The organism is Paracoccus haematequi (assembly GCF_900631945.1).
Taxonomy (GTDB): Bacteria; Pseudomonadota; Alphaproteobacteria; order Rhodobacterales; family Rhodobacteraceae; genus Paracoccus; species Paracoccus haematequi_A.
The window spans coordinates 1-6694 of sequence record NZ_UZWE01000007.1 but is presented as its reverse complement, the minus strand read 5'-3'; the positions used below and the strand labels follow the sequence as shown (position 1 = coordinate 6694).

At 63.4% G+C, this 6694-nt stretch carries 11 protein-coding genes; 8 read left to right on the top strand and 3 right to left on the bottom strand.

Annotated features, from left to right (window positions below; translation table 11 throughout):
- Positions 1 to 327: hypothetical protein (locus PARHAE_RS00145; RefSeq protein ID WP_206436828.1), on the top strand; the 327-nt coding region annotated here is incomplete at its 5' end.
- Positions 328 to 349: 22 nt separating this feature from the next.
- Here the strand turns inward: PARHAE_RS00145 and PARHAE_RS00140 are convergent.
- Complete coding sequence (locus PARHAE_RS00140; RefSeq protein ID WP_126152585.1) at positions 350 to 787, bottom strand: MerR family transcriptional regulator; 438 nt, start codon at positions 785 to 787, stop codon at positions 350 to 352.
- Between the two features lie 68 nt (positions 788 to 855).
- Here PARHAE_RS00140 and PARHAE_RS00135 point away from each other — a divergent pair, with 68 nt between their 5' ends.
- Positions 856 to 1725: a cation efflux transmembrane domain-containing protein gene (locus PARHAE_RS00135; RefSeq protein ID WP_028720581.1), complete on the top strand. Its 870-nt coding sequence runs from the start codon at positions 856 to 858 to the stop codon at positions 1723 to 1725.
- Positions 1722 to 2201, top strand: a complete 480-nt coding sequence (gene lspA, locus PARHAE_RS00130; RefSeq protein WP_088239308.1) for a signal peptidase II — start codon at positions 1722 to 1724, stop codon at positions 2199 to 2201. Before PARHAE_RS00135 ends, lspA begins: the two co-directional genes overlap by 4 nt.
- A gap of 90 nt (positions 2202 to 2291) precedes the next feature.
- On the opposite strand, the gene PARHAE_RS21495 is transcribed toward lspA, so the two are convergent.
- Positions 2292 to 2582 carry a hypothetical protein gene (locus tag PARHAE_RS21495; protein WP_241232609.1) on the bottom strand — a complete coding sequence of 97 codons (291 nt, stop codon included), beginning with the start codon at positions 2580 to 2582 and terminating at the stop codon, positions 2292 to 2294.
- Positions 2583 to 2712: 130 nt separating this feature from the next.
- Here PARHAE_RS21495 and PARHAE_RS22235 point away from each other — a divergent pair, with 130 nt between their 5' ends.
- On the top strand, positions 2713 to 3687 hold the full coding sequence (locus PARHAE_RS22235) for a hypothetical protein (protein ID WP_241232608.1): 975 nt from the start codon (positions 2713 to 2715) through the stop codon (positions 3685 to 3687).
- Between the two features lie 56 nt (positions 3688 to 3743).
- On the opposite strand, the gene PARHAE_RS00120 is transcribed toward PARHAE_RS22235, so the two are convergent.
- The gene (locus tag PARHAE_RS00120) at positions 3744 to 4106 is read right to left on the bottom strand and encodes a MobC family plasmid mobilization relaxosome protein (RefSeq protein WP_126152583.1); all 363 of its coding nucleotides are present in this window, start codon (positions 4104 to 4106) and stop codon (positions 3744 to 3746) included.
- A 286-nt stretch (positions 4107 to 4392) separates the two neighbouring features.
- On the opposite strand from PARHAE_RS00120, the gene PARHAE_RS00115 reads away from it, so the two are divergent.
- From PARHAE_RS00115 to PARHAE_RS00100, 4 genes are all read left to right on the top strand, one after another.
- A complete protein-coding gene (locus PARHAE_RS00115; protein WP_126152582.1) occupies positions 4393 to 4674 on the top strand; it encodes an antitoxin of toxin-antitoxin stability system in 282 nt (93 codons plus the stop codon).
- Positions 4671 to 4943, top strand: coding sequence for a type II toxin-antitoxin system RelE/ParE family toxin (locus PARHAE_RS00110; protein ID WP_126152581.1), 273 nt, complete (start codon positions 4671 to 4673; stop codon positions 4941 to 4943). The genes PARHAE_RS00115 and PARHAE_RS00110 overlap by 4 nt, the downstream gene beginning before the upstream one ends.
- A 68-nt stretch (positions 4944 to 5011) precedes the next feature.
- Positions 5012 to 5419 (top strand): DUF2442 domain-containing protein, encoded by a 408-nt coding sequence (locus PARHAE_RS00105; protein ID WP_126152580.1) that lies wholly within the window; start codon positions 5012 to 5014, stop codon positions 5417 to 5419.
- Between the two features lie 334 nt (positions 5420 to 5753).
- On the top strand, positions 5754 to 6449 hold the full coding sequence (locus tag PARHAE_RS00100) for a helix-turn-helix domain-containing protein (protein ID WP_206436827.1): 696 nt from the start codon (positions 5754 to 5756) through the stop codon (positions 6447 to 6449).
- Positions 6450 to 6694 lie beyond the last annotated feature (245 nt).

Below are 6694 nucleotides of genomic sequence, written 5' to 3'. Positions count from 1 at the left end.
AATAGTGGGCGCATGAGCGCGCCCAAGGATGATCGGGGTCGCTACGCCATCGACCCGGCAGAGTTGCACCGTGCGTTTTCCTTCCAAGCTCCTGACCGGTCGGCCGACCGGTTCCCGGAACCGCAACCGACCACCCATGAGAACCACCAGACCACCCTGACCGACCAAGGCCTAAAACGAGAAGTCGAGTTGTTGCGCGAGATGCTGGGCAAGGCCGAAGCCAATGCCGACCATTGGCGCGCATTGGCCGAGCGTCAGCAGGCGCTCCTGGAAGACAAGCGGCCCAAGGAACCGCGCAGCCTCCTTCAGCGCATCCTCGGCCGATAAGTTAGCTTGGCGCTGTTTAGGACTAGGGTGCAGTAGTCCCCGCCCGCCCGCTCGGATCAGAGCGGGCTGTAGGGCGGGGGGCTAGAGCCTCGATCACTCGGCATTCGGATACCCTACCTCGTCTACATTCGCTGACCATTCGGGCCAGTTCATCCTGCAAGAGAAGCAGGCGGGCAATCCGGCTTTCGACTGCCTCAAGCTGCTCTTGGGCAATGCGGCTCGCATCCTCGCATGATGCTTCCGGCCGTTCTTGCAAGGCGAGCAGGATGCGGATGCTTGGCAGATCGAAACCAAGCTCGCGAGCATGGCGGATAAAGCCCAGGCGCTCGGCATCGGCGGGGCTGTAGGTGCGCCGTCCGTTCGGCTGGCGGGCAGGCTTGGGCAAAACCCCAATGCGCTCATAGTAACGGATCGTCTCGATGTTCACGCCCGTCTGCCGGGATAAATCGCCGATCTGCATCTTTTGCCTTGCTCCTGTAGTCACTACAGGTTGTAGCAGGGCAAGGCTAAAGTTTCGAGGATCGACGAATGGCCGCTGCAACCGACACAATCCGCTATCACGTTACGGGCATGGACTGCGCGTCCTGCGCCGCCAAGATCGAGGGCGCGGCCCGCAAGGTTGAAGGCGTGGACGAGGTGAAGGTGTCGATTGCCTCGCAGATCATGACGCTCAATGTCGATGATCCGCAGACGCGGCTTCCTGCTATTGAGCAGGCAGTGACAAGCCTGGGTTATCAGCTTGATCGCATAGGCCAGCCCAAGGTGGCCGGGGCGGAAACCGATGAGGATGACGACAAGATCCCTGACCTGTCGCACGTCACCCCAGCCTACAAGCGCGCACTCTGGATCGTTGTCCTTCTCAATGTCGGCTATGGCGTGATCGAGATTTTCGGCAGCTTTCTGTCGGGTTCGCAGGCGCTACAGGCGGACGCGCTCGATTTCGTGGGCGATGGCCTGATTTCCTTCCTCGGCCTCATTGCGGTGGGCTGGGGCCTCGCGGCCCGCGCCAAGGCGGCGCTGCTGCAAGGCGTGTTTCTGGGCCTGCTCGGCCTTGGCGTGATTGGCTCGACGCTCTACCGCGTCTTTGTCGAGCATGAGCCGGAAACCCTCCTGATGGGTGGCTTCGCGGTCGTGGCCTTCATCGTCAATGTGGCCGCTGCCCTTGTGCTGCTGCCCCACCGCAAGGGCGATGCCAATATGCGTGCAGTCTGGCTGTTCTCGCGCAACGACGCGATTGGCAACCTTGCCGTGGTCGTCGCGGCTGTCCTCGTCTGGGCGCTTAGCTCGTCCTGGCCTGACCTTCTGGTGGCCTTCGCCGTCGCGGGCCTGTTCCTGCAATCGGCGTGGTCGATCATCCGGGATGCGCGCTCCGATCTCAAACAGGCTGGCCGTGCATGAAAACGGCTAGGCCTGCACTCATCATCGCCTTTGGAGCCGCGCTCGATCTTGCTGCAAAGCTATGGGCGCGCACCTCTCTCGAACCCTACGGCGCGGCAACCGACTTTCTGCCCTTTGTCGCGCTGCGTCTGACCTTCAATCAGGGGGTTTCGTTCAGCCTGTTCTCATTCGAGGGTGAGACTGCGCGGCTTGTGCTGCTGCTCGCCACGGCCGCATTGACAGCGAGTTTTGCGCTATGGGCTTTTAGATCGCAGGGCTTGGAGCGCATTGCTGCCTCTTTCATTGTGGCGGGGGCGCTCGCCAATGTCATTGACCGTGCGGTGTATGGAGTGGTGACCGATTATCTCGATCTGCACTTTGGGGCATGGCACCCCTTTGTGTTCAATCTTGCAGATGTATGGATCACGGCCGGGGCTATCTCATTGTTCTTCTGCCAATTCAGCCAAAAACAAAGTAGGGTTGCCTTGAGGGGCTAACTTAAAGCTCGTGATCGTGGCCCCTGTCGCGCTCCCGCCTTGCGGCCCGCTCCAACTCCCATTCGTGCGCTTTGCGCTCCTGGACTAATGTCAGCGTTCTTTCAGCAACGCGTTCACCTGCTGCACCAAGTGCGTGGTTGAGGCGGTCTGCTTGGCTAAGGCCGCGTTCAAGTTCTCCAAGCCCGCGCTCAAGCGCTGCTGTGTGGCCTCGATCTGCGACAAGCGGGCCTCGATCGTTGATTGTCGCTGCGAGATGCGCTGCGACCATGCGCCCACCTTCTTCGAATATTCCTCGGACGCGCTCTCCGATTGATCGAACTCGTTCGCCAAGAGCCTGAACTGTTCGAGCAAGGCGCGCTCCAATGCCGTGAGCTGGTCCATGGCTCAGTCCCCATTCTTCATATGCAGGCAAATCGCTTTCCGCCCCGAGGGCGTGGTGCATTGCAGCGGGGTCGCGTTCTCGGGCACCACCAGGTAGCTCTGCCCCTCGCTCTGGAACGTCTCCAAGGGCATGTCCTCCACCACCCTCAAGGGCTGGCTCGAGCGCCAAAGCAAGAAGCCGGTCAGCATCAAGCTCACGATCAGCGCGCCCCAGGTCAGCCCCAAGATCCATTTCAGCTGTGGCAGCGCGCTCCTGATCCCATGCGTGGCTCGGGCGATAGCGATCTCGATGTCGCTCAGCTCGGTGCTCACGCTCGCGCTCACACGCTGCGAGAGCTTCTGCAGCTCGCTCTCGGTCAAGGCCGCGATCTCGGCCGTCTGGCTCTCCAACCTCTCGTGCAGCCGCTCGGCCAAGCTCCGCGTCATCGTTCCAGTCCTTCTCGTAGATGCGGCCCCTGAGCCGCAGGCGCTCGTCGGTGTCGGGATCGCGCACCGTCACGTAGTCCTTGCCTGCCCGCGTGACCTCCAGCCCGGCCTCGGTCAGCGCATCGACCAGGCTGACACGGTCATGCACCGCCCCCCGCTCGATCAGCCCCACCACATAGCCGTGGACGGCCTCCTTGCCCTCTTTCAGGTGGAATCCGTGCTGCGCCCAAGGCGGCGACAGCTCGAAGGCCACTTCCCGCGCCCGCGCCGGATCATCCGGGCGCGCCCAGCCATGCTCCAGGTTCAGTGCGTCCCGCAGGGTGGAAAAGCTCCGCTCCCAGCCGGGCGGCGCGATGTTGAGCGCCCGCCCGGAGGCCAGCTCCATGCGCGGGGTCACGAAGTGCAGCTCCACCCGCCCACCCTCGGTGTGCTGGTGCCGCACCCAGGAGATGTCGAACTGATCGACATCGAGGCCGGCGAAGGCGAAGGCCTCGAAAGCATCCATCGCGGCCTCCTGCTCGATCACAGTGGGCGCATCCTCGGGCGCGAAGGACAACACTCCGTGCGTGTAGGTCCACTGCCGCCCGATGCTGTCGATCAGCTCCTGCGTCCGCGCCAAGTCGCCCCGCACCACCTCCGGCGGGCAATGCTCCCGGCCTTGGCGCTCCGCATCGACTAGGTAGCTGCACACCGCGCCCCCGCCGCCGCGCCCGCCGCTGGTGAACTTGATGAGCATTAGCCGCGCTCCGGCGGATCGGCCCGCGTATGCGCCGCCCGAAGCGCCCCAAGATCCCGGTCGATCTCGATCAGCCGCGACAGCAGCGCGGTTGCTGTCACCGGCTCGTGCCGGTTGGCGGCCCGCGCGAGCTGGTTGAGGTTGTTCCCGATCCGCGCCAGCTCTCGCAAAAGCTCAGGCGCGACCGGCGGCACCTCCCGCCGCGTCCGCAGCCGCAAGCCGCCCAAGGACGCCCGGATCAGCTCTGACAGGCTCATGCCCCGGCTCGCCGCCAATGCCTGCCATCGCGCCCGCTCGGCCGCGCTGGCCCGCAGCTTGATCCAACGGGCAGGCTCGGAAGCAGCGGAAGGGTCGTTGGCCATGAGGCAGGCTCCAAAGAGTGCAGGGGGATCGCCCCTGCCGGGGTTCGGGGCTGGTCCCGCCGTGCCAAAGGTGCGGGCCGGGGGTTTGAAGGGGGCGGCACGCCCCCTCACCAGCGCGAGTGGACAGGGCAAGGCAAAGCCTTGTCGTGGCCACGAGAGTATGCTGGCGAAGAAGTCAGTTTGCAAGATTGACACTGCCGGGTTAGACAGCGTCCAAGCAGCTGATCGGTCTGGAATTGATATACTAACGCGGTATATACTCCGTTAGTATCTGTGGGGATGAGCTATGAACACCAAAGCCGTATTCACGATGAAGCTGGAACCGGATCTGCGGGAGAGCTTCATGGCCGAAGCCGCAGCCGCTGACCGTCCTGCATCGCAGGTCGTTCGTGAGCTGATGCGCGACTACATCGAGCAGCGCCGCCATGAGCGGGCCTACAGCGAGTATCTGGGTCGCAAGGTGGACAAGGCTCGCGCGTCGATGCTGAACGGCCAGGGACGCAGCCACGAGGCCGTGGAAGCCGATTTTGCGGCCAGGCGGGCCAAACTCGCCGAAGGCTCCGCGTGATCGTTCTCTGGGCGCCTGAAGCCGAGCAGGACCGCGCTGACATCATGGATTACATCGCGGCCGACAGCCCGTCTGCCGCGATCCGTATGGACCAGCTGTTCGGGGAAGCCGCAGCTCGGCTGGCAGATCACCCCTTCATGGGAAAGCCGGGCCATATTCCCGATACCCGCGAGCTGATCCCGCATCCCAGCTACCGCCTGGTCTACACCGTCAACCAGGACACGATCTGGATATTGGCCCTCGTCCATACTGCCCGCCTTTGGCCCTGATCGCTGGCTAGGACAGAAGGACTTGGCCGCGCACCTGTCCACCCTCTGCCCGCAATGGAGCGCCATTCATGGAGATTTCTGAGCAAGAGTTTCAGTCTGCCGTTCGCCAAGGCGAGGAGCTGCGCCGCAACGGCTATGCCGTCAGTGCCGAATATGACGCCCGCCAGAACCGCCTCGTGGTGGGCCTGAGCAGCGGCGTCACCATCATGGTCCCGGTGCATCTTGTTGAAGATCTGGCCGGTGCCGATCCGGTCGATCTGGCCGAGATCGAGATCACCCCGTCGGGCCTTGGGCTGCATTGGCCCAGATTGGATGCGGACGTTTACGTTCCCGGCTTCATGAAGGGCATCTATGGGACGCGCCGCTGGATGGCCGCGCTGCTTGGCGCGGAAGGGGGCAAGTCGTCCTCCCCCGCCAAGGCCGCGGCCGCACGGACCAACGGCGCCAAGGGCGGCAGGCCCCGCAAGCAGGCGTGAGGGTTCCGCAGCGCCTCTAGGACTCTCTCCAAGCCTTGGTGCCTGGTCTGACCCTCACAGGGCGCCACCGGCCCTCTGGCACAGCCTCGCCACGTCCTTGTTCCCCAGCATGTCCCATCCGTGCAGTACGACCTGACGGACGATCTGCGCGCATCAGTGCACTAAGACTCTTAGGATATATGGATACGCTGGTGCATTTTGGCCGTTTCGGCCTTGCTGGGCTGAGAAAAACAGAAATTGACAGTTGGCTGGTGGCCAACTAAAGTTGGCTGGTGGCCAACTATCGAGGCGAGGGATGGGCAGGATTTCACTTCACGAACTGCGGCGGATGGGGGTGTCTGCCGAAGACATCGAAACGGCCAAAGTCACGCAACTGGCGCAGCGTCGGACAGGCTCGCCTGTCCAGTCTATCGGCGTCATTGTTGGGGCAGCAGAACAGCGCCAACGCACAAACCCGAACCCGCCTGCCGATCTGACCGCCCGCGCAATGCGCAAGCGCGGTGTTTACGACCAGGCGGCGCTCCTGCTCGATCAGCAGGCTCTCCGGGAGAACAGCCCCGAACGCGCCGCAATGGCGCGGAAGGCCGCTCTGGCGGCCAAGGAACTGTCCGTCAGCAATCAGATTGAGTTTGACTTCTTCGGAGGAGGCAACGTGTCCATTGCATTCCAGTACCAGGACGCCGTGACCGAACGCCTGTTTGCGGCGGCGAAAACGCCTGCGCAGGCGTTTCACGCGCAGGCGGTGCTCTGGCAGATCACCCGCAACCTCGCGTGGCAGTCCTACGAATGCACCAAGACCGCTGCCGACCTGTGTGAGGTGATGCGAACCGACAAAGGAGATATGGCTCGCGCTCTGGACCTTCTGGAGCAGGTGGGGGCCATCCGGCGGATGAAGCGTGGGCGGGTGAAGATCATCACCGTGACGCCAGAAGGGGCATTCCGGGGCAACGTGAACAGCCACGCGCAAGCTGTTGAACGCTACAAGCTGGACGTGATTGAGGGCGGTAAGTCCGACCAGACCCCCGAGTAGCCGACCGGTCGGCTACCGGTTCCGGAAACCGATACCGACCACCCTGCCGACCGGCCCCGACCACCCAAGGAACCACCGTGCCGCTGACGCTGAACCAGGCTGCCAAGACCTGCGGCCGCTCCAAGTCTACCCTTCTGAATGCCATCAATAGTGGGCGCATGAGCGCGCCCAAGGATGATCGGGGTCGCTACGCCATCGACCCGGCAGAGTTGCACCGTGCGTTTTCCTTCCAAGCTCCTGACCGG

Excerpts from the sequence above, each read along its gene's own strand:
- PARHAE_RS00115 (WP_126152582.1), top strand. The coding sequence starts at position 4,393 with ATGAACACCAAAGCCGTATTCACGATGAAGCTGGAACCGGATCTGCGG.
- PARHAE_RS00105 (WP_126152580.1), top strand. The coding sequence starts at position 5,012 with ATGGAGATTTCTGAGCAAGAGTTTCAGTCTGCCGTTCGCCAAGGCGAG.
- PARHAE_RS22235 (WP_241232608.1), top strand. The coding sequence starts at position 2,713 with ATGTCCTCCACCACCCTCAAGGGCTGGCTCGAGCGCCAAAGCAAGAAG.
- PARHAE_RS00135 (WP_028720581.1), top strand. The coding sequence starts at position 856 with ATGGCCGCTGCAACCGACACAATCCGCTATCACGTTACGGGCATGGAC.
- PARHAE_RS00140 (WP_126152585.1), bottom strand. The coding sequence starts at position 787 with ATGCAGATCGGCGATTTATCCCGGCAGACGGGCGTGAACATCGAGACG.
- PARHAE_RS00120 (WP_126152583.1), bottom strand. The coding sequence starts at position 4,106 with ATGGCCAACGACCCTTCCGCTGCTTCCGAGCCTGCCCGTTGGATCAAG.
- PARHAE_RS21495 (WP_241232609.1), bottom strand. The coding sequence starts at position 2,582 with ATGGACCAGCTCACGGCATTGGAGCGCGCCTTGCTCGAACAGTTCAGG.
- lspA (WP_088239308.1), top strand. The coding sequence starts at position 1,722 with ATGAAAACGGCTAGGCCTGCACTCATCATCGCCTTTGGAGCCGCGCTC.